Genomic DNA, 20,563 nt, shown 5'->3' on the forward strand with positions numbered 1-20,563 from the left:
CGCAATCGTGATGCGGTGAATCGGGGCCTGTGACCAGGGTTTTCTGCCGACCCGTGATCACGGCTTCGTGCTCAGCCGTCATCCCTGCCGAACCGAACGGTTCGGCGCTTGCGGCGTCGAGCGCGTGTCAGCACTTCTGTCGACAGCACCTTGCCGGACTCGACGTACCCCGACCCGGCCATCCCGCCCCCCGCGGTCGGGGGGTGCTTGTGAGCCGCCCGTGAGTGACTGAGAATTCCCCTAACCCGATAGACCAATTCCCCAGCGTTGCGGAAGTCGATCCCTTCTCACACCTCAGGTGGCCATCGTGTTGACCTTCATCCTGCAGATCCGATCCATGGCGGGCGGATACCCCGAGATCTACCTCTTCGCCGCCTACAGCGCCCTCATCTGGGTGCTCTGGATCATCAAGGTCCTGCTCTCCCGCCGCTACCGCCCCTTCACGGGCGAGTTCCACGGGACCACCAGCGTCGTCGTCCCCGTCGTGGACGAACCGCTCGACCTCTTCCGGGACGTCATCGGCCGCATGGTCGAACAGGGTCCCGGCGAGATCATCGTCGTGATCAACGGCAAGCCCAACCCCGAGCTCGCGGCCGTCTGTGAGGAGTTCGGGCCGCTCGTGCGCTGGGTGCACACGCCGATCCCCGGAAAGCGCAACGCCGTCATGATCGGCACCGAGCTGAGCCGGGGCGACATCACCGTCCTCGTCGACTCCGACACGGTCTGGACGCCGGGCACCCTCTCCGAACTGCTCCGCCCGTTCGCCCAGGAGAACGTCGGGGGAGTAACCACCCGCCAGCGCATCCTCGAGCCCGAGCGCAGCTGGATCACCCGCTGGGCCGACTGGCTCGAGAACTCACGCGCCCTCTACTCGATGCCGGCGCAGAGCGTGCTGGGGCAGATCGGCTGCCTGCCGGGCCGCACGATCGCCTTCCGCCGCGAGATCCTCGTGCGCGTCATGGACAAGTTCATGACGGAGAAGTTCATGGGCGTGTTCCTCGAGGTCAGTGACGACCGCACCCTGACGAACCTCACGCTCAAGGAGGGCTACCGCACCGTCTACCAGCACACCAGCCTGGTCTACACGGATGCCCCGCTGCAGGTGAAGAAGCTCTACAAGCAGCAGCTGCGGTGGGCTCGCGGCAGCCAGTACAACACCCTCCGCATGATGCCGTGGATGGTCGGGCACGCCCCGCTGCTCGCGTTCTTCTTCGCGATGGACATCGTGCTGCCCTTCATGCTCATGGGCGTCATCGGCGGCTGGATCTACCGAGGGATCACCGGCCAGGGCGTGAACCTGTACCGGGGCATCCTCCAGGAGTACGGCGTGCAGACGGGCCTCATCAGCATCGTCGTCCTCATGGTGGTCTCGTCGGTCCTCAGCATGTCGATCCGTCAGATGCGCCACCTGGCCGAGAAGCCCTCGGACTTCTTCCGCCTCCCCGTGTTCATCATCGTGTCGACGTTCTTCCTCATGCCCATCCGGGTCATCGGGTTCTTCCGCATGGGTCACGCCAGCGGCTGGGGCACCCGGGCCGGGGCGTACGCAGGAGGCGCGGCGAACGACGAGATGCAGGGCGCGCTCGACGAGGTGGCCGAGGAGGCCCCCATCGACGCCCTCGAACGACAGTTCCGCGACGGCGTCGACCCCGGGGTCGACACGCTCTTCGACTTCGGCTCGGCGACCGACGAGACCGACGAGCAAGGAGCGGTCCTCGTCAAGAGCCGCAAGGCGGCCCTGGCCGCCGAGGCCGAGGGGGCGACCGCTCCGGCACCGGTGGCCGCCGTGGCCACCGCCACCGCGCCTCCTCGTCGTCGCCTCAACCCCAAAGCCGGATTCCCGTACCTGATCGGCGCCGCCATCATCGCCCTGGAGGTCTTCTTCATTGTCTGACTCGACGCAGGACTTCGTCACCCCCGTCCACATGCAGTCGGGAGCCTGGTGGGCGACCTCCCACGGCAACGCCCGCCGCACCGCGCTCGGCGCCACCGCCGTGGTGGTGCTGCTCGCCATGATCTCGTGGCTCATCTGGATCTCACCGTCCGACAACGTCGTCCGCAGCGCCGTCACCGAGGTCACGGGCGTCGACCCGTCGATCAACGTCTCGTCGCTCAAGGCCGACCGGTCCGCGCTGCTCGACCAGCTGGTCTCCGCCAAGAAGCAACTCGCCGAGAGCAAGGCGGCCCTGGCCGACGTGCAGCAGCAGGCCTGGACGTCCGAAGGACAGCTGACCGCGGCGCAGGCGAAGCTCGCCTCCGCCGAGTCGGCCCTGGCCCAGGCGCAGTCCGCCGCGGACGCCGGCGGCGGTGCCGGTTCGGGGGCCGCCGGGACCGCGACCGGTGGTCGTGGGAACGGTGCGTCCGGCGGCTCCGGGTCGGGAGGCACCGGCTCGAACGGTTCGACCGGTGGGGGAGCCACGGGCCCCGTCACGGTCGAGACGCCCTCCCTCGGCTCGATCGTCGATCCCGAGTCGCGCTACTTCGGGCTCTTCACGGACCAGGCGCCCTTCAACTGGGCGACCTACGACGCGCAGGAGGCGGCGGTCGGTTCCGAGGCGAACATGGTCGGCTACTTCCAGGGCTTCGACCAGGAGTTCCGCGCCGACGCCGTCCGGTCGTCCTGGTCGCGGGGCAAGCTGCCCGTGCTGACGTGGGAGTCGCAGCCGATCAAGGCCGGCAACAACGAGCCCGAACAGCCCGACTACAGCCTGACGAAGATCATCGACGGCAGCTTCGACTCGTACCTGACGACCTACGCCGACGACATCGTCGCGAACGGCATGCCGCTGGCGCTGCGGTTCGACCACGAGATGAACGGCACCTGGTACCCCTGGAGCACCGACTACGGCAACAGCAAGGGCGCCGTGAACGGCAACGGGCCCGGGGACTACGTGAAGGCCTGGCAGCACGTCCACGACCTGTTCGAGCGGCAGGGGGCGAACGACCTGGTCGCCTGGATCTGGGCGCCCACGCGCATCGATCGTCTCGCCACCGGCAAGACCGGCGGCAGCGACCACACGACTCAGGCCTTCCTCGCGAGCCTCTACCCGGGTGCCGACTACGTCGACATCGTGGGCATGTCGGGCTACTACCGGCCGCCGTACGACGACAAGTCGCAGCCGACGTTCGACAGCACCTTCGGAGCCACGCTGAAGCAGCTGCGTGCCATCGCACCGGGCAAGAACATCCTGCTCGCCGAGATCGGCGCGAGCGAGACGGGTGGCTCGTCGGATCCCACGGCCACGAGCGAGAAGGCGCAGTGGTTCAACTCGCTGTTCGACGCGCTGGCCAATCCCGCGAACGCGGACATCATCGGTTTCTCGTACTTCGACCTCGTGGCCACCACGGTCGTCGACGAGGTGCGGTCGACCAACGACTGGCGCCTCACGTCGCGGTCCGACAGCCTCGCCGCCTTCACGGCGGGGATCACCCGACGCGACGTCGGTTACGACCTCCAGCCGTCGCCGTGACGACACCCACTCCCGTCCTCGTCTCCCGCCTCTCCCTCACCCCCAGGAGCGCATCATGAAGAAAGACGCCACCAGCCCCCAGTCCGCCGTCGTCGAGACGGCAGCCGACACCCCCTCCGTGAAGCCCCGCATCAGCGTCATCGGCACCGGCTACCTCGGCGCCACGCACGCCGCGGCCATGGCCGAGATGGGCTTCGACGTGATCGGGGTCGACACCGACCCCGCCAAGGTCGCCGCCCTGGCCGAGGGGCGCGTGCCGTTCTTCGAGCCCGGCCTGCCCGAGCTGATCCTGAAGCACGTCGGTTCGGGCCGGCTCACCTTCACGACCGACCTCGCCGAGGCCGTCGCCCTGTCGGACGTGCACTTCATCTGCGTCGGCACGCCGCAGCGCCGGGGGAGCCACGCCGCGAACCTCTCGTACGTCGAGGAGGCGACCCGCAACGTCGCCGCCGCCCTGAGCCATGACGGCCTGATCGTCGGCAAGTCGACCGTCCCGGTCGGAACGGCGGCGCACCTGCGCGAGATCGTGGCGGCCGTCGTCCCCGCCGGCGTCTCGGCCGACCTCGTCTGGAACCCCGAGTTCCTCCGCGAGGGCCACGCCGTCGAGGACACCCTGCGTCCCGACCGCATCGTCTTCGGCGGGACCGACGTCCGCACCGAGGCCCTGATGCGCGAGGTCTACGCGATGCCCATCGCCACGGGCACGCCGGTCATCTCGTGCGACCTGCCGACCGCCGAGCTGGTCAAGGTCAGCGCCAACGCGTTCCTGGCGACGAAGATCTCGTTCATCAACGCGATCAGCGAGTTGTGCGAGGCGGCCGGCGCCAACGTGTCGACCCTCGCCGACGCTCTTGGCTTCGACGACCGGATCGGACGCAAGTTCCTCAACGCCGGCCTCGGCTTCGGCGGCGGGTGCCTGCCGAAGGACATCCGCGCCCTGATGTTCCGGGCCAACGAGTTGTCCGCCCACCGCGTCGTCGGGCTCATGCAACAGGTCGACGAGATCAACATGGCCCAGCGTCAGAGGGTCATCGATCAGGCGATCGACGCCTGCGGCGGCTCGGTGCTCAACCGGCGCATCGCCGTGCTCGGGGCGGCGTTCAAGCCGCACACCGACGACGTCCGCGACTCGCCGGCCCTGAACGTCGCGGCGGCCCTGCACCTGCGCGGCGCCCAGGTGCTCGTGGTCGACCCCGAGGCCACGCAGACGGCCCAGCGCAGCTTCCCGACGTTGTCGTTCGCCGACTCGGCCGCCGAGGCCGTGACGGACGCCGACGCCGTGCTGCTGCTCACCGAGTGGCCCGAGTTCGTCGGGGCGGACGCGGCCGGGCTCGCCGAGCTCGCCGCCAACCCCGTGGTGATCGACGCCCGCAACGTGCTCGACGCCGAGGTCTGGTCGGCCGCCGGGTGGGAGGTCCGTCCGCTGGGCGGCCGTCGCACCCTGGCCCAGCGTCGCGTGCTCACGCCGACCGCCGTACCCGCCTGACCGGATCGTCGGGCACGGGCTGACGGGCCGCTTCCTTCGGGAGGCGGCCCGTACTGCGTCCGCCACCCGCGCCTCCTGGTCGTCGACGACTCCGAGGAGGCGCGGGTCGCCTCCCCGAGGCTCCCTGCGTCGGCGATGCGAGAGGCCCGCACCCCCTGGGGGATGCGGGCCTCTCGTGGTGCGACCGGATCAGACGCCGAAGTACAGCTCGAACTCGAAGGGGTGAGGACGCTGCGCCATGGGCAGGATCTCCTTCTCGCGCTTGTACGCGATCCAGGTCTCGATGAGGTCCTCGGTGAAGACGTTGCCCTTGGTCAGGAACTCGTGGTCGGCCTCGAGTGCGTCGAGCGCACCCTCGAGCGACGCGGGCACCTGGGGGATGCCCTTCGCTTCCTCCGGGGGCAGCTCGTAGAGGTCCTTGTCGACCGGCTCGTGCGGCTCGATCCGGTTCTGGATGCCGTCGAGGCCGGCCATCAGCTGCGCGGCGAACGCCAGGTACGGGTTCGAGGCGGCGTCGGGGACGCGGAACTCGATGCGCTTGGCCTTCGGGTTCGTGCCCGTGATCGGGATGCGGATGGCCGCCGAGCGGTTGCCGGCCGAGTACACCAGGTTGACGGGGGCCTCGAAGCCCGGGATCAGGCGGTGGTACGAGTTGATCGACGGGTTGGTGAAGGCGAGCACCGCGGGGGCGTGCTTGAGCAGGCCGCCGATGTACCAGCGCGCGAGGTCGGAGAGCCCGCCGTAGCCGTTCTCGTCGTAGAACAGCGGCTTGCCGTCGTTCCAGAGCGACTGGTGCGTGTGCATGCCCGAGCCGTTGTCGCCGAAGAGCGGCTTGGGCATGAAGGTCGCGACCTTGCCCCACTGCTCGGCCGTGTTCTTGACGATGTACTTGAACTTCAGGATGTCGTCCGCGGCGTGGACCATCGTGTCGAACTTGTAGTTGATCTCCTGCTGGCCGCCGGTGCCCACCTCGTGGTGCGCGCGCTCGAGCTCGAGGCCCGAGTCGATCAGCTTGAGGCTGATGTCGTCGCGCAGGTCGGCCGTCTTGTCGACCGGGCTGACCGGGAAGTAGCCACCCTTGTAGGCCGTCTTGTTGGCGAGGTTGCCGCCCTCTTCGACGCGGCCGGTGTTCCAGGCGCCCTCTTCGGAGTCGACGCTGTAGAAGCTGGCGTTCTGCTTCACCTCGTAGCGGACGTCGTCGAAGATGTAGAACTCGGCCTCGGGGGCGAAGAACGCGGTGTCGGCGATGCCGGTCGACGCGAGGTACTTCTCGGCCTTCTTGGCGACCTGACGCGGGTCACGGCTGTAGAGCTCGCCGTTGCGCGGGTTGAAGATGTCGAAGACGAGGACGAGCGTGCGCTCGACGCGGAACGGGTCGACGTACCCGGTCGTGACGTCGGGGATGAGCTGCATGTCCGACTCGTGGATGGAGGCGAAGCCCCGGATGGAGGACCCGTCGAAGAGCTGTCCGACGGAGAAGAACTCCTCGTCGACCGTGGAGGCGGGGATGTTGAAGTGCTGCTGGACACCGGGAAGATCGGTGAAGCGGATGTCAAGGAACTTGACGTCGGTGTCCTTGATGAACTTCAGCACCTCGGAAGAATCAGTGAACATCTAGATGTCTCTCCAATGGGCTTGGAACGGATCGGATGCGGGACGCAGCCTCCGACGAGGCTACGGAGGGGCCGTTTCGCTGCGGTGTCCCTCATGTTTCCGGCATGTTACGGCTCGGCCCCTCGGTAGGCTCGGGGCATGCCCGATCGCACCGCGCCTCCTTCTCGTCCCGCCTCCGTGGGCGGCCCCGACGACGGGGCCCAGCGCTGGCCGGGCGAGCGGCTCGGGCTGCCCGAGAAGGGGCCGCGCTCCGTGGCCCGACTCGGGCGGCGGGTCGCGGGGCTCGCCGTGGACTGGGCGATCGCCTACGCCGTGGCCGCGCTCTTCTTCGGCGGCGAGGGCCTCGCCATCACCGGGGTGTTCCTGCTCATGCAGATGCTCTTCCTCGTGCTGTTCGGCGGCTCGCTCGGGCACCTCGCCCTGGGCATGCGTCTCGTGCCGATGGCCGGCGGCCGCATCGGCGTCGGACGGCCCGTCCTGCGGTCGGTGCTGCTCGTGCTCGTCATCCCGGCCGTCGTGTGGGACCTCGACCAGCGGGGCCTGCACGACCGTGTCGCCGGGACGCTGCTCGTCCGCGTCTGAGCCGCCCCGCCGACCCGACCGACGCACGACGGCGCCCCTCCTGGTCGGAGGGGCGCCGTCGTCACGTCACGTCGAGGCGGATGTCGCCGGGGTCAGCGCGGACGGCCCGACCGCACCTTGAAGGGGTCGACGCCCTTGGGGATGGGCAGGCCGTTCTGACCGAGGGACTGGAGCCGGTTGCTGACGGCGAGCACCTCGTTGCGGTTGATCGAGGACTTGAGCTTGTTCATGCGTCCTGCGAGCTTGTGCAGGGGCACGGAGTCGGCGTCGGGGCCGACGTTGAGGACGTGGACCGGGACGTTCGGCAGGATGCGGGTGACCTTGCGACGCTCTTCGTCGACGAGTCGGCGCGTCTGACCGGCGCCGCCCTCGGCGATGAGCACCACACCCGGCTTGCCGACCGCGCGGTACACCGCGGCCTGGCTGCGGCCCTGGACGGCCACGGGCATCTCGGCGGCGCGCCACGCTCGACGCAGGCCGCTCTTCATGACGGCACCGACGGCACCGGGCTGACCCTCGATCTGCGAGTACGCCGCGCGCTCGGCCTTCCGGCCCAGCACGATCAGCAGCAGCAGGAACCCCAGCATGACGCCGACGACGATGTACAGCACGAGGGCGAGCACGTTGCCGCCCGTGAGCAGCACCGCCGCGACCACACCGAGCAGCACGGGCACGAAGAACGCCAGCAGCATCATCGGCAGCGCCGTCTTGTCGACGCGGCGGGTCATCTGGAAGACCTGCCACATCTGCTTGAGACGGCCGGGTTCCTTCGGCGGTTTCGGGGACGTGTTCTCGGGGGGCGTGCGACGAGCCATGTGGACCAGGATACGGGGTAAGCGGTCCCGACGAGTCCTCCCCAGGGCCTCGGATCCGTCGGCGGTCGACAGCGGTCGTCGGCGGCACGACGCCGCCGGCCACAGGACGACACCATCGCCTCATGACGAGTGAGTCGATCGGCCCTTACCGCGTGCTCTCCCGGCGCCTCGACGGCGGGGTGGAGCGCATCCTCGCCGAAGCACCCGGCGGGTCACGCGTCGTGCTCAGGAGGCGCGGGTCGGGCTCGGCGGGACGCTCTCCCGTCGCCGAGGCGGTCGCCTTCGCACGCGCCGACCACCCGCACGTCGCGACCCTGGTCGACGTGCTGACGAGTCCGTCGGGCGAACTCGTGCTCGTCTTCGAGGACGTCGGCGGCGACCCGCTCGCCTCGTGGCTCGCCGCCCGGGGGCGTCCCGAGCCGGGGGAGGCCATCACCCTCGTCGTGCCCGTGCTGGATGCGGTCCAGCACCTGGCCCGCCGGGGGACGGCCATCGGTGCTCTCGACGTCGACGACGTCGAGATCGACGCCCGCGGGGCCCCTGTGCTGGTCGGCGTGCAGCAAGCGACAACCGGGCCGGACGCCGAGCGCGCGTCGTTGCCCGTGGCGGCGCAGTTCGCCCAGGCCGTCGTCGAGCGGGCGGCGCGACCGGCGTCGCGGGACTCGACGCCGACCCTGGACGCGACGAGCTTCGAGTCACTCGTCGAGTCGGTCTTCGACCTCGGCGAGGCCGTTCCGCTCTCGAGCGTCGACGACGTGGTCGAGGGCGTCGACGACGGTCTCGGGGGAGGCTCCCTCGTGTCGGCCCTCGAGGACGAACCGGTCCTGCGGGGCTGGCTCGCGCTCCTGCCCGAATCGGAGGTTCTCGACCGGGTGGTCGCCGGCGTGCGGGACCTGCGGCCGCGACAGGTGCTGACCGCAATCGGGGCCGTCCGACGGCGGTATCGACTGCTCGCGGCCGGTGCCGTCGTCGTCGCCGGTGCGGCGGTCGTCCTCGGCTCGGCCTCTACGACACGCCATGACGGATCCGCCGACGGGGTGGGTGCGGCCTCGGCCTCGGCGGGGGCCGAGGCATCGACGTCGGGGAGTCCCGCAGGCGGCTCCCCGGGGACCACCACGACCGCACCTGCTCGGACGGGCGGAACCGGGGCTCCCGACGAGGTCGAGGCGCTCGTGGTCGGTGACGATGCCGCCGCGGCCGCGGAGGTGCTCCTGGCGTCGCGGCTGGAGTGCCTGCGGGACGTGACCCCCAGTTGTCTCGCCGCCGTCGATCAACCGGGCTCACCGATCGCGCTCCGGGACGCGGCCGTGCTCGACGACCCCTCGCTGGCCGGCGCGGCGACGGTCCTGCTCGAGTTGACGGGTGGGGCGTCACGAACCGGCGGGACCGTCGTGCTCGAGGCGAGGGGCCCTCACGGCGAACCGGCCTCGGTCCTCGTGATGAGGACCGAGGCCGGTTGGCGGCTTCGCGATGTGTTCGTCGATCGGTGAGGCCCGGCCTCACCCGACGGGCGTCAGATGCCGAGCTTGGACGAGAAGTCCCCGCCCTCGAGACGCTCCTTGACGGCGACCAGGAAGCGCGCGGCGTCGGCACCGTCGACGATGCGGTGGTCGTACGACAGGGCCAGGTAGACCATCGACCGGATCGCGATGGACTCGGATCCGTCGGCCTTGATGACCACCGGTCGCTTGACGACGATGCCGGTGCCGAGGATGGCGACCTGCGGCAGGAAGACCACCGGGGTGTCGAACAGCGCACCGCGCGAACCCGTGTTCGTGACGGTGAACGTGCCGCCGGCCAGCTCGTCGGGCTTCAGCTTGTTGTCCCGCGTGCGCTGTGCCAGGTCGGCGATCTGACCGGCGATGCCCGCGAGGTCGAGGTCGGAGGCGTTCTTGATGACCGGCGTCAGCAGGCCGCGCTCGGTGTCGACCGCCATGGCCACGTGCTCGTGGTCGGGGTAGACGATCGAGTCGCCGTCGACGGTCGCGTTCAGCTTTGGGTGCGCCTTGAGTGCCTCGGCGGCCGCCAGGGTGAAGAAGGGCAGGAAGGACAGCTTGTTGCCGGTCTTCTCGAGGAAGGCACCCTTGTTCGCGTCGCGGAACGCCGCGACCTTGGTGACGTCGACCTCGACCACGCTGGTGAGCTGGGCCATGGCCTGCATCGACTGGACCGCGCGCTCGGCGACGACCTTGCGGAGGCGCGACATCGGGACGGTCGTGCCCCGCAGCGGCGAGACCTCGATCGGAGCGGGACCGGTGGAGGCCGGTGCCGAGGTGGTCGAGGACGCGGCGGTCTCGGCGGCTTCGGCGGCGGCGAGGACGTCCTCCTTGCGGATGCGACCCCCGACACCACTGCCCGTCAGGGTCGAGATGTCGACGCCCTTCTCGTTCGCCAGCTTGCGGACGAGCGGGGTGACGTAGCCGACCGGCGCCCCGCTGCTCGGGGCCGGGGTGGCGGGTGCCGACGTCTCGGACGAGCCCGTGGCAGGCGACGGGGTCGGTGCCGACGGGGCGGGCTGCTCGCTGCTGGGCTGGGTGGCCTCGGGCTGCGAGGCGGCGGGCTGCTGGCTGGCGGCGTCCTGCCGAGCCGCAGGAGCCGGGTCCACGGCGGGGGCGGGCTCGGGCGCGCTGGCCGCGGAGTCCTCGCCCGGGGCGGGTGCGGCGGACGAGGCGACCTCGGGCTCTTCGGCCTCTGCTTCGGCGGGTGCCGCGGGTGCCTGCTCGGGCTCTGCAGCGGCTTCGGGCTCGTCCGCGGGCGCCTCGGAGGCACTGCCGTCACCGATGCGGACCAGGGCGGTGCCGACCTCGACGGTCTCGTCCTCGGCGACGAGGATCTCTTCGATCACACCGGCGACGGGCGAAGGGATCTCGGTGTCGACCTTGTCGGTCGAGACCTCGAGCAGCGGCTCGTCGACCTCGACGCGGTCACCGACGTTCTTCAACCAGCGGGTGACCGTACCCTCGGTGACACTCTCACCGAGTGCCGGGAGGTTGACGGATTCGCTCATCTGTGGGGCTCCTTTGACGACATTTGTGTGTCTGTGTTTGCTGTGGTGGTGATGCGGGCCCCTGCTTCGCAGGAGCGATGGTGCTCGGGATCTACATCGCGTGGAGCGGCTTGCCCGCGAGGGCCAGCATGGCTTCTCCGAGGGCTTCGTTCTGGGTGGGGTGCGCGTGGATCAGGGGGGCGACGTCCTCCGGGTAGGCCTCCCAGTTGACGGCGAGCTGCGCCTCACCGATCAGCTCTCCGACGCGGGCGCCGATCATGTGCACGCCGACGACGGGGCCGTCGACCACGCGGACGACCTTGACCGAGCCGCTCGTGCCGATGATGTGGCTCTTGCCGTTGCCCGCGAGGTTGTAGTCGTAGCTGATGACCTTGTCGGCACCGTACTGGTCGGCGGCCTTGACCTCGGTCAGGCCGACCGACGCGACCTCGGGGTCGGAGTAGGTGACCTTGGGGATGTTCACGTCGGAGATCACCTGCGGCTTGAGGCCCGCGATCTCTTCGGCGACGAAGATGCCGTGCTGGAAGCTGCGGTGGGCGAGCTGCAGGCCGGGCACGATGTCGCCGAGGGCGTAGACGCCGGGGACGTTGGTCGCGAGGCGTTCGTTCGTCAGGACGAAACCGCGGTCCATCGTGATGCCGACCTCTTCGTAGCCGAGACCGGCGGTCGAGGGGCCGCGGCCGACGGCGACGAGCATGAGGTCGGCCTCGAACGTCTTGCCGTCCTCGAGGGTGACGACGACGCCGTCGTCGTTCTGCTCGACTCCCTGGAACCGAACGCCCAGCGAGAAGGCGATGCCGCGCTTGCGGAAGGCGCGCTCGAACTGCTTCGAGATCGACTCCTCCTCGTTGGGGACGAGGTGGGGCAGGGCCTCGACGATGGTCACGTCGACGCCGAAGCTCTTCCAGACGCTGGCGAACTCGACGCCGATGACACCGCCGCCGAGGATGACGACCTTGTTCGGTACGTGGTCGAGCGCGAGGGCGTGCTCGCTCGTGATGACCTTGCCGCCGATCTCGAGACCGGGGAGGCTGCGCGAGTACGAGCCGGTGGCGAGCACGACGTTCTTGGCCTTCAGGGTGGTCTCGCCGACCTGGACGGTCGACGGCGAGGTCAGCTTGCCTTCGCCCTCGACGGTCGTGATGCCACGAGCCTTGACGAGTCCTTGGAGACCCTTGTACTTGCTCGCGACGATGCCCTCGCGGTACGAGGTCACGGCGGCGATGTCGATGCCGTGGAAGTCGGTGTTGACGCCGTACTTGGCGGACTCGCGCGACACGTCGGCCACCTCGGCCGAGTGGAGCAACGCCTTGGTGGGGATGCAGCCACGGTGGAGGCAGGTGCCCCCGACCTTGTCCTTCTCGACGAGCGCGACGCTCAGGCCCAACTCGCTCGCTCGGAGCGCCGCGGCGTATCCGCCGCTCCCGCCACCGAGCACCACCAGGTCAAAATTCTGTTCCGACACCCAGCAACTCCCTCGTGCGTCCGCGGTGCCCCGACGCCGAGGCGGGGCCGTCGCGGTGGCGACGACGCCCGTCCCCGTACCGATCGCATCGTTCGGCGGCGTCGTCGTGACGCACGTCGGCGGATGCCCTCGGGGGACCGATCTCAGCGGGTTTCTCCCGCCCCCACGACCTTACTACGCAGCGGAAAACTTGTCGGCCAGCTCGATCAGGGTGCGGACGGTCACGCCCGTCGAGCCCTTGGCCGTGTAGCCGTAACCGCCGCCCTTGTTGTTCGACGGCCCCGCGATGTCGAGGTGCGCCCAGGGGATCGGCGTCGACGTGCCCTCGCGCGATCCGACGAACTCGTTCAGGAACACGCCGGCCAGCAGCATGCCGGCCGCCGTGTTGCCCGGGGTCGCGTTCACGAGGTCGGCCACGTCGGAGTTCAGGCGCGCGCGCAGTTCGGCGGCCAGCGGCATGCGCCAGAACGTCTCGCCCGTCGTGTCGGCGAGCGACACGATCTCGGACGCGAGGTCGTCGTTGCCCATGACGCCGACGTAGCGCATGCCCAGGGCGACGACCTGGGCGCCCGTGAGGGTGGCCACGTCGACGATGGCGTCGGGTTGCTCGTCGCTCGCCGCGACCAGGCCGTCCGCCATGACCAGTCGGCCCTCGGCGTCGGTGTTCGTCACCTCGACGGTGGTGCCGCCCTTGATGGTGAGGACGTCGTCGGGTCGGATCGCCGTGCCGCTCGGCATGTTCTCGGCGATGCAGAGCCACGCGGTCAGTCGCACGGGCAGCCGGAGCTTCGCCACGGCCACCGTCACGGCGAGGACCGTCGCGGCCCCCGTCATGTCGTCCTTCATGCCGAGCATGCTGGCGGCGGGCTTGAGGGACAGCCCACCCGTGTCGTACGTGATGCCCTTGCCGACCAGGGCGAGGTGCTTCGCGGCTCCGGTGGGGGAGTACTCGACCTTCACCAGCCGGGGTCCGCGACTCGACCCCTGGCCGACGCCGAGGATGCCTCCGTACCCGCCGTCGCGGAGACCGTCCTCGTCGAGGACGGTGACCGAGAGGGCGTCGTCCGCGGCATGCGCCACGGCGAAGTCGGCGAGTGCCTGGGGGTACATCTGCTGAGGGGGAGTCGTGGCCAGGTCGCGGACGGTGTGCACGGCCTCGGCCACCACGGCCGCGCGCTCGAGGACGGAGTCCTGCACGTCGGTCGACGTCGCCAGGGCGATGTCGCGGGCGTGTCGACGGGTGTCGGATGCCGAGGAGTGGCGGAAGGCGTCGAACTCGTACGAGGCGATCGCGGCGCCCTCGAGGGCGGCCAGCGCGTCGGCGGCGTCGCCCACGGGCAGAGCCAGGACGACCCGGTCGACGGCGGTGAGCTGACGGACGGCCGAGCCCGCGGCGTAGCGGAGGCTCTCGGCCGTGACGGAGTCGCCCAGGCCGACCAGGGCCACGATCGAGGCGGTGACGCCGGACACGGGGACCTTGACGAGTTCGTCCCGGGCGCCGGTCACCCCCAGGGCGGCGAACGACTCCGCGAGTCCCGGGACCTCGAGGGTCGGCTCGGGGCCGTCGGCCCCCTTCACGACGCCGACGACGAGGACGTCGGCCTCGGCGGCGATCGGATCGGACGGCAGGACGGAGAGCGTGGCGACGGTCATCGGCCCATCGTATCGACCGTGGTGTTCGCTCTCGGCACGTGGCCGTGGGCCCCTCCCGTCGACGCCCGGTGCCTAGCATGGAGACCATGCACGACCCCGCAGCTCTCTACGACATCACCCCCGACGCCGACGACGTACCCGAAGGCCTGCCGCTCGTCGCCGGCCTGACCGGGTTCGCCGACGCGGGCTCGGCGGTGAGCCAGCTGGCGGAGTACGTCCTCGACACCCTCGACCACACCCTCGTGGCGACCTTCGACGCCGACGAGCTCCTCGACTACCGGGCCCGTCGCCCGACCTTCACCTTCGACCAGGACCACATCTCCGAGATCGAGCCCTCGACCCTGTCGCTGTACCTCGTCCACGACGACCTCGGTCAACGGTTCCTCCTCCTGGCCGGGTTCGAACCCGACTTCCAGTGGCAGCGCTTCACCGCGGCCGTCGTGCAACTCGTCGAGCGCTACCGCGTCTCGACCACGACCTGGGTGCACGCCATCCCGATGCCCGTGCCCCACACCCGTCCGATCGGGGTCACGGTCAGCGGCAACCGCTCCGACCTGGTCGAGGCCATGTCCGTGTGGAAACCCGTCACCCAGGCGCCCGCCAACGCCTTGCACCTCGTCGAGCACCGCCTCGGCGAGACGGGGCACCCCACGGCGGGCTTCGTCCTGCTCGTGCCTCACTACCTGGCCGACACCGAGTTCCCCGACGCGGCCGTGGCGGCGCTGTCGAGCATCAGCGCCGCGACGGGGCTGATCTTCCCGACCGACCGCCTCCGCGAAGAGGGTCGCGACTTCATGGTCAAGGTCGACGAGCAGGTCGCCGGCAACCACGAGCTGTCCCGGTTGGTCGCCACGCTCGAGGAGCGTCACGACACCTACATGCAGGGCAACCCGCTGCCCTCCCCGCTGACCGACCAGGACGGCCAGGTGCCCTCGGCCGACGCCCTGGCGGCCGAACTCGAGAAGTTCCTCGCCACCCGGCGGGTGGACGGCGAGGGCGACGACCGCTCCTGACCGGCACCGCGCCTCCCGGGTCCGTTCCGACCCGGGAGCGCAGGAGGCGCGGGCCGGCGGCCAGCCCACGGTCGGCTAGGGTCGCGGGGTGAACTCCGCACGCGCCTGGCTCGTCTGGGGAGCCGCCGTCTTCGCCTACGTCGTCGCCGTCCTGCAGCGGTCGTCACTCGGCGTCTCGGGCGTCGAGGCGCAGCACCTCTTCGGCGTCTCGGCCTCCACCCTGTCGACCCTGGCCGTCGTGCAGCTCGTCGTCTACGCGGGGCTGCAGATCCCGGTCGGCGTCCTGCTCGACCGGGTGGGACCCAAGAGGCTCATCGTCGCCGGAGCCGTCCTGCTGGCCGCGGGCCAGCTCGTCGTGGCGCTCTCGCCGCCGACCATCGGCGTGGCCGTCGTGGGCCGTGTTCTCGTCGGTGCCGGCGACGCGATGACCTTCATCTCGGTGATCCGCCTGCTGCCCTCGTGGTTCCGGGGCCCGATCCTGCCGCAGGTGTCCCAGTGGACCGGCAACGTCGGACAGCTCGGCCAGGTGCTGTCGGCCGTGCCCCTGTCGATCGTCCTGCACGGGGCGGGGTGGGGCCCGGCCTTCCTCAGCGCGGCATCCCTCTCGGTCGTCGCTGCCGTGGTCGTGCTGCTGGTCGTGAAGGAGTCGCCGACCGGACGCGTCCGCTCCGAGGCGGTCGTCAGCTGGGCCGACGCGGGCCGACAGCTGGGGCAGAGCGTCCGTCGTCCGGGGACCCGGCTCGGGTTCTGGTCGCACTTCGTGACGCAGTCGTCGGGCACGGTCTTCAGCCTCCTGTGGGGCGTTCCTCTGCTGGTCGGCGGTCTCGGCTTCTCGACCGGGGAGGCCTCCGGCATGCTCTCGCTGCTCGTGCTGTCGGGCGTCGTCGCGGGGCCCGTCCTCGGGGTGCTGGTCGCCCGGTACCCGATGAGACGTTCCAACCTCGTCCTCGGGATCGTCACGGTGCTCGCCGTCGTCTGGACGACGTTGCTGGCGTGGCCCGGGACGCCACCTCACTGGCTCGCCTACGTGCTCGTCGTCGTGCTGGGCGTGGGCGGGCCGGGCTCCCTGATCGGCTTCGACTTCGCGCGGACGTTCAACCCGCTCCGGAGTCTCGGCGTCGCCAACGGCGTGGTCAACGTGGGCGGCTTCCTGGCGAGCTTCGTCATGATGTTCCTCATCGGCGTCGTCCTCGACCGACTCGACGCGGCCCGCATCGCCTCGGGTCAACCGAGCGACCTCTTCGCCTTCGAGTCGTTCCGCATCGCGCTGCTCGTCCAGTACGTGGTGGTCGGCGGCGGCGTGGTGGCCTTGCTCGTCGAGCGCCGCCGCACCCGTCGGGGCCTGCGCCTCGAGGAAGGAATAGAGGTGGCGCCCCTCTGGGTTGCCCTCAACAGGAGATGGCAGGCCGCGCGCAACCGGCCCCGACGGGGGCCGAACGCCTGACGTCGCCCGTGTCGCCCGGCACCGGCCGGACGTGCAATAATGGGATACGGACCCGTTCATGTCCATCGATCGAGTTCACGAGTCGGCACAGTCGGCGCGCTTTCGATCGAGGACTTGACATGGGTCCTAGTACTGCCCGAATTCGGCCGACGCCCAGTGCCGGTCGACGTCCCCACCGGCGCACGTGAACGCGACGATCGCGTCCGGTCCGGAACGTACCGAGAACTGAAAGGTGTTCGCATGGCTACACGCAGCAAAGCGACCGCGGCCCCCGACGAGGCCGTGACCGACGACACGTCCGTCGAGCCCGAGACCACGGCTCCCGCCGCCAAGAAGGCTCCGGTCAAGCGGGCTCCCGCCAAGAAGGCGGCGACGAAGGCTCCGGCCAAGACCGCAGCCGCCAAGAAGGCCGCCGCGGCCGAATCCGCCGACGACGAGGTCGACGCCGAGGCCGCCGTCGACCCGGCTGCCTCCGACGACGCCGACGGCGAGGGCACGAAGCCCGTCCCCGAGATCCTCCCGACCGGTGCGCTCGTCATCTCGCAGGACGACGACGACGAGATGCCCGTCTACTCGACGACCATCACCGGCGCGACGGCCGACCCCGTCAAGGACTACCTGAAGCAGATCGGCAAGGTCGCCCTGCTGAACGCGGCCGAAGAGGTCGAGCTCGCGATGCGCATCGAGGCGGGCCTCTTCGCGGACGACAAGCTCGCCAACAGCACCGGCCTGAGCCGCGAGCTCGAGCGCGAGCTGCGCTGGGTGTCCCGCGACGGTCAACGGGCCAAGAGCCACCTGCTCGGTGCCAACCTCCGACTCGTGGTCAGCCTCGCCAAGCGCTACACCGGCCGTGGCATGCAGTTCCTCGACCTGATCCAAGAGGGTAACCTGGGTCTGATCCGTGCCGTCGAGAAGTTCGACTACACCAAGGGCTTCAAGTTCTCCACGTACGCCACCTGGTGGATCCGCCAGGCCATCACGCGTGCCATGGCCGACCAGGCCCGCACGATCCGCATCCCGGTGCACATGGTCGAGGTCATCAACAAGCTCGCCCGCGTCCAGCGCCAGATGCTGCAAGACCTGGGACGCGAGCCCACGCCCGAAGAGCTCTCCCGTGAACTGGACATGACGCCCGAGAAGGTCGTCGAGGTCCAGAAGTACGGTCGCGAGCCCATCTCGCTCCACACGCCTCTGGGTGAAGACGGCGACAGCGAGTTCGGTGACCTCATCGAGGACACCGAGGCCGTGGTGCCCGCCGACGCCGTCGGATTCACGATGCTGCAGAAGCAGCTCGAGTCGCTGCTCGACAGCCTGTCCGAGCGTGAAGCCGGCGTCATCCGCATGCGCTTCGGCCTGGGCGACGGCATGCCGAAGACCCTCGACCAGATCGGTGACACGTTCGGCGTGACGCGCGAGCGCATCCGCCAGATCGAGTCCAAGACGATGGCGAAACTCCGCCACCCGTCGCGTTCGCAGTCGCTCCGCGACTACCTCGAGTAGGCCCGTGCGTTACCTGGTCCCCGTGCTGGCCGGCCGACTCGTCCGGGCGGTCGCCCGGTTGCGGGGCGGCGGGTCCGCGTACCCGGGGCAGACCGTCCTGAAGCTCGCGCCCGATTTCCTCACGCACGTCTCGTCGCAGTTCGAGCGCGGCGTCGTGTTCGTGCTCGGATCGAACGGCAAGTCGACGACGACGATGATGCTGACCGAGACGCTCCGGGCCCACGGGCTCAAGGTGTTCACGAACCCGACGGGTGCCAACCTGCCTCAGGGCATCGCGTCGGCCTTCCTCCGCGAGGTGACGCCGTTCGGTCGTGTCCGCGACGACATCGGCGTGATCGAGGTCGACGAGGCGTTCGCCGTCGAGCTGACGAAGTCCCTGCACCCCTCGACGGTGCTGATGCTCAACGTGCAGGTCGATCAGCTGTACCGGTTCTTCGAGACCGAGCGGGTCGGCACGATGATGACCGACACGGCTGCCGTGGCCACCGCCGCGGTCGTGACGAACCGCGACGACCAGCACCTGGGCCCGTACCAGGCCGTCGGTCGCCAGACGGTGACCCGTTTCGGTGCCTCACCCGAGGTCGTCTCCGCGTCACCCAACGGCCTCCAGAACGCCAACGACTTCAGCCGTGAGGCCGACACCTCGCTGACCGCCGAGACCGAGGTGACCGCTCTCACGGGCACGGGCGCCACCATCACCGTCTCCGGCGCCCCGATCGACGTCCGGCTGCCGGCGCGTGGTCTGCACTACGCCGTGGACGCCGCGGCGGCCCTCCAGACGGCTTCGATCGTCCTGGGGCACCCGGTCGACCCGACTGCCGTCCAGCGGGCCTTCGAGAGCATGAAGCCGGCCTACGGTCGCGGTGAGCGCATGTCCCTCGGCGCCGACGAGGCCGAGTTCATCATGTTCAAGAACGCGGCGAGCCTCCAGATGAACCTCGACGCACTCCCGCAGGGCGTCGAGCAGGTCATGTTGGCGATCGACGAGGGCACGCCCGACATCTCGTGGATCTACGACATCGACTTCTCGCGCCTCGACCACGTCGACGTCCTCGCGGGGGCGAAGGCATGGCAGTTGGCCTTGCGGCTCGAGCACGAGGGCATCCCCGTCCACGTGATCGAAGAGGACATCTCGAAGGCCATCCGCCTGATGCGGGCACTCCCGTCCCCGAGCGACAACACGAAGCACTTCGTGACGAACTACGAGCAGATGATGCTGGCCCGCCGCATCCTCGGCCACCCCGACCTGGAGAAGACCGCGTGAGCGACGACGTCCTCCGAATCGTCCACCTCTATCCGGAAGAGCTCGGTGTGAGCGGTGATCGGGGCAACGTGACGACGCTCGCGGTGCGCGCGCGCCGAGCCGGGGTCGACAGCACCGTCCTCGAGTACCGGGTGGGTGACGACGTGCCGACCGTGGCCGACGTGGTCGTGGTGGGGCACGGTCCCTTGTCCGGGGTCCGAGCCGTCGCCGCCGACGCTCGTCGCCTCGCGCCGGCACTCGAGTCGTTCGCCGCCTCCGGCGTCCCGGTGGTGGCAGTAGGAGGCGGTCTCGAGCTCCTGAGCCGCGGAGTCGAGGGCGTCGACGGCGAGTCGGTCGAGGGAGTCGGTTTCTTCGACGCCGTGGTCCGCCGCGGGGCTCCTCGTCGGACGAACTACCTGCAGGTGACGACCGACTACCAGGGTGACGAGATCACCCTCTTCGGCTTCGAGGACCATGCCGCCCACCTCGAACTCGGGACGGACGCCGAGCCGTTCGGTTCCGTGGTCCACGGCGGTGGGAACGGCGACGGCCGCGAGGGGGTGCGCCGGGGCGTGTCGTTCGGCACCCAGCTCAAGGGACCGGTCCTCCCTCTCAACCCCGCCCTGACCGACCGGGTCCTGCGAGTCGCGCTGAGCCGTCGCATGATCTCGTACTCGGCGGGCGCCGGGCACGCCAAGCTCGACGAGTACGCCGCCGCGTCGCAGAAGGTGATCGCCGACAACCTCGAACGGTCGTTCAAGGCCATGTGACGACGTCCGCACGGCGACATGACGAAAGCCCCGCATCGATCGGATGCGGGGCCTTCGTCGTGCTGCCGGCCCGGGCTGTGGTCCGGGGCGGCGCCGTGTCTCAGTGCGCGAGGAGCTTCGAGCTCTCGTCGAGCCATTCGATCGCGGTGGGCTGCAGCTTCTCTTTGAACTTCGCGCCGTGGTGGGCGCAGAAGAGCAGTTCGCCGGTGGCCATGGTCGCGCGGATGTAAGCCTGGGCTCCGCAGCTGTCGCAGCGGTCCGCGGCGCTCAACTGGTAACGGGAGCCGAGCTCGTCGACGGCGGTCTGGTCGGTGGCCATCTGAGTCATGTGATGCTCCTCCTGACGGTGGTGCGGTGGGTGAGACACTCATCAAAACACGCCCACGTCCGTATCGCGTGACATCGGCCCCGGATTTCGCTCATCGCGTAGCGGGGACCGGGCCGTCGAGTGTCGGGACTGCCGTGTCGGCGGCCCTCGGTAGGCTGTAACGCGGCCACCGC

The 20,563-nt window shown here is 69.9% G+C and carries 16 protein-coding genes; 10 read left to right on the top strand and 6 right to left on the bottom strand.

Annotated elements, in window-relative coordinates:
* Positions 1-337 precede the first annotated feature (337 nt).
* The 3 genes from ASG28_RS04680 to ASG28_RS04690 are packed head-to-tail and all read left to right on the top strand — an operon-like array spanning position 338 to position 4,956.
* Positions 338-1,894 carry a glycosyltransferase family 2 protein gene (locus tag ASG28_RS04680; RefSeq protein WP_055976914.1) on the top strand — a complete coding sequence of 519 codons (1,557 nt, stop codon included), beginning with the start codon at positions 338-340 and terminating at the stop codon, positions 1,892-1,894.
* The gene (locus ASG28_RS04685) at positions 1,887-3,470 is read left to right on the top strand and encodes a glycoside hydrolase family 26 protein (protein ID WP_235477560.1); all 1,584 of its coding nucleotides are present in this window, start codon (positions 1,887-1,889) and stop codon (positions 3,468-3,470) included. Before ASG28_RS04680 ends, ASG28_RS04685 begins: the two co-directional genes overlap by 8 nt.
* A gap of 55 nt (positions 3,471-3,525) precedes the next feature.
* On the top strand, positions 3,526-4,956 hold the full coding sequence (locus ASG28_RS04690; protein WP_055972568.1) for a UDP-glucose dehydrogenase family protein: 1,431 nt from the start codon (positions 3,526-3,528) through the stop codon (positions 4,954-4,956).
* A gap of 189 nt (positions 4,957-5,145) precedes the next feature.
* On the opposite strand, the gene glnA is transcribed toward ASG28_RS04690, so the two are convergent.
* A complete protein-coding gene (gene glnA / locus ASG28_RS04695; protein WP_055972570.1) occupies positions 5,146-6,570 on the bottom strand; it encodes a type I glutamate--ammonia ligase in 1,425 nt (474 codons plus the stop codon).
* Positions 6,571-6,708: 138 nt separating this feature from the next.
* Between glnA and ASG28_RS04700 the strand changes: the two genes are divergently transcribed.
* Entirely contained in the window at positions 6,709-7,152 is a 444-nt protein-coding gene (locus ASG28_RS04700; protein ID WP_043592664.1) for an RDD family protein, read from the top strand.
* 92 nt (positions 7,153-7,244) lie between these two features.
* Here the strand turns inward: ASG28_RS04700 and ASG28_RS04705 are convergent, their stop codons facing one another.
* Entirely contained in the window at positions 7,245-7,967 is a 723-nt protein-coding gene (locus ASG28_RS04705; RefSeq protein WP_055972573.1) for a DUF4191 domain-containing protein, read from the bottom strand.
* 122 nt (positions 7,968-8,089) lie between these two features.
* Between ASG28_RS04705 and ASG28_RS04710 the strand changes: the two genes are divergently transcribed.
* Positions 8,090-9,457 (top strand): hypothetical protein, encoded by a 1,368-nt coding sequence (locus tag ASG28_RS04710; RefSeq protein ID WP_055972576.1) that lies wholly within the window; start codon positions 8,090-8,092, stop codon positions 9,455-9,457.
* Positions 9,458-9,480: 23 nt separating this feature from the next.
* Here the strand turns inward: ASG28_RS04710 and sucB are convergent, their stop codons facing one another.
* The 3 genes from sucB to ASG28_RS04725 all read right to left on the bottom strand — a co-directional run bounded on the left by sucB (position 9,481) and on the right by ASG28_RS04725 (position 14,092).
* Positions 9,481-10,974, bottom strand: a complete 1,494-nt coding sequence (sucB, locus tag ASG28_RS04715; RefSeq protein ID WP_055972579.1) for a 2-oxoglutarate dehydrogenase, E2 component, dihydrolipoamide succinyltransferase — start codon at positions 10,972-10,974, stop codon at positions 9,481-9,483.
* Positions 10,975-11,065: 91 nt separating this feature from the next.
* Positions 11,066-12,439: a dihydrolipoyl dehydrogenase gene (gene lpdA, locus ASG28_RS04720; RefSeq protein WP_055972582.1), complete on the bottom strand. Its 1,374-nt coding sequence runs from the start codon at positions 12,437-12,439 to the stop codon at positions 11,066-11,068.
* Positions 12,440-12,613: 174 nt separating this feature from the next.
* Positions 12,614-14,092 carry a leucyl aminopeptidase gene (locus ASG28_RS04725; protein WP_055972585.1) on the bottom strand — a complete coding sequence of 493 codons (1,479 nt, stop codon included), beginning with the start codon at positions 14,090-14,092 and terminating at the stop codon, positions 12,614-12,616.
* An 86-nt stretch (positions 14,093-14,178) separates the two neighbouring features.
* Here ASG28_RS04725 and ASG28_RS04730 point away from each other — a divergent pair, with 86 nt between their 5' ends.
* The 5 genes from ASG28_RS04730 (at position 14,179) to ASG28_RS04750 (ending at position 20,062) form a co-directional block, all read left to right on the top strand.
* Positions 14,179-15,105, top strand: a complete 927-nt coding sequence (locus ASG28_RS04730) for a proteasome assembly chaperone family protein (protein ID WP_055976916.1) — start codon at positions 14,179-14,181, stop codon at positions 15,103-15,105.
* Between the two features lie 88 nt (positions 15,106-15,193).
* Positions 15,194-16,549, top strand: a complete 1,356-nt coding sequence (locus ASG28_RS04735; protein WP_055972587.1) for an MFS transporter — start codon at positions 15,194-15,196, stop codon at positions 16,547-16,549.
* 240 nt (positions 16,550-16,789) lie between these two features.
* Positions 16,790-18,049, top strand: coding sequence for an RNA polymerase sigma factor (locus ASG28_RS04740; RefSeq protein WP_055976918.1), 1,260 nt, complete (start codon positions 16,790-16,792; stop codon positions 18,047-18,049).
* Between the two features lie 4 nt (positions 18,050-18,053).
* Complete coding sequence (locus tag ASG28_RS04745) at positions 18,054-19,313, top strand: MurT ligase domain-containing protein (RefSeq protein WP_055972589.1); 1,260 nt, start codon at positions 18,054-18,056, stop codon at positions 19,311-19,313.
* On the top strand, positions 19,310-20,062 hold the full coding sequence (locus tag ASG28_RS04750) for a hypothetical protein (RefSeq protein ID WP_054146013.1): 753 nt from the start codon (positions 19,310-19,312) through the stop codon (positions 20,060-20,062). Before ASG28_RS04745 ends, ASG28_RS04750 begins: the two co-directional genes overlap by 4 nt.
* A gap of 100 nt (positions 20,063-20,162) precedes the next feature.
* Here ASG28_RS04750 and ASG28_RS04755 read toward each other — a convergent pair whose 3' ends face one another.
* Positions 20,163-20,390: a DUF7455 domain-containing protein gene (locus tag ASG28_RS04755; RefSeq protein WP_043592677.1), complete on the bottom strand. Its 228-nt coding sequence runs from the start codon at positions 20,388-20,390 to the stop codon at positions 20,163-20,165.
* Positions 20,391-20,563 lie beyond the last annotated feature (173 nt).

The sequence above is a fragment of the Frigoribacterium sp. Leaf415 genome, assembly GCF_001424645.1.
Taxonomy (GTDB): domain Bacteria; phylum Actinomycetota; class Actinomycetes; order Actinomycetales; family Microbacteriaceae; genus Frigoribacterium.

Excerpts from the sequence above, each read along its gene's own strand:
- ASG28_RS04680 (WP_055976914.1), top strand. The coding sequence starts at position 338 with ATGGCGGGCGGATACCCCGAGATCTACCTCTTCGCCGCCTACAGCGCC.
- ASG28_RS04690 (WP_055972568.1), top strand. The coding sequence starts at position 3,526 with ATGAAGAAAGACGCCACCAGCCCCCAGTCCGCCGTCGTCGAGACGGCA.
- glnA (WP_055972570.1), bottom strand. The coding sequence starts at position 6,570 with ATGTTCACTGATTCTTCCGAGGTGCTGAAGTTCATCAAGGACACCGAC.
- ASG28_RS04700 (WP_043592664.1), top strand. The coding sequence starts at position 6,709 with ATGCCCGATCGCACCGCGCCTCCTTCTCGTCCCGCCTCCGTGGGCGGC.
- ASG28_RS04705 (WP_055972573.1), bottom strand. The coding sequence starts at position 7,967 with ATGGCTCGTCGCACGCCCCCCGAGAACACGTCCCCGAAACCGCCGAAG.
- ASG28_RS04710 (WP_055972576.1), top strand. The coding sequence starts at position 8,090 with ATGACGAGTGAGTCGATCGGCCCTTACCGCGTGCTCTCCCGGCGCCTC.
- sucB (WP_055972579.1), bottom strand. The coding sequence starts at position 10,974 with ATGAGCGAATCCGTCAACCTCCCGGCACTCGGTGAGAGTGTCACCGAG.
- ASG28_RS04725 (WP_055972585.1), bottom strand. The coding sequence starts at position 14,092 with ATGACCGTCGCCACGCTCTCCGTCCTGCCGTCCGATCCGATCGCCGCC.
- ASG28_RS04730 (WP_055976916.1), top strand. The coding sequence starts at position 14,179 with ATGCACGACCCCGCAGCTCTCTACGACATCACCCCCGACGCCGACGAC.
- ASG28_RS04740 (WP_055976918.1), top strand. The coding sequence starts at position 16,790 with ATGGCTACACGCAGCAAAGCGACCGCGGCCCCCGACGAGGCCGTGACC.
- ASG28_RS04755 (WP_043592677.1), bottom strand. The coding sequence starts at position 20,390 with ATGACTCAGATGGCCACCGACCAGACCGCCGTCGACGAGCTCGGCTCC.